This is a genomic window from Pseudomonas sp. 2995-3 (assembly GCF_002742565.1).
GTDB classification, from domain to species: domain Bacteria; phylum Pseudomonadota; class Gammaproteobacteria; order Pseudomonadales; family Pseudomonadaceae; genus Aquipseudomonas; species Aquipseudomonas edaphica.
Window position 1 is genome coordinate 1 of the sequence record NZ_LJSB01000342.1, and the last position, 268, is coordinate 268.

The following is a 268-nucleotide window of genomic DNA, read 5'->3' on the forward strand; positions in this document are numbered from 1 at the left end:
CCATTGAACTGCCACAATTTTTAGGTTTCTTTGCTGGTAAACGATTTGTACCAATCGTAACAGCGTTTGCTGCATTCTTTGTTGGGGTTGCTTTATTTTTCATCTGGGCTCCAATTCAATCTGGAATGAACTCGGCTTCTGAATTTTTAATGGAAGAAGCTATGACAGTTTCTGTTTTCTTCTTCGGTTTTATTAAACGTCTTCTAATACCATTCGGTTTGCACCATATTTTCCATGCACCGTTCTGGTTTGAATTTGGTTCTTACAC

Annotated in this window: 1 protein-coding gene; it reads left to right on the plus strand. The window is 38.1% G+C overall.

Annotated features, from left to right (window positions below; translation table 11 throughout):
* On the plus strand, positions 1-268 hold a 268-nt coding region (locus tag AOA62_RS29655), incomplete at both ends, for a PTS transporter subunit EIIC (protein WP_158235145.1).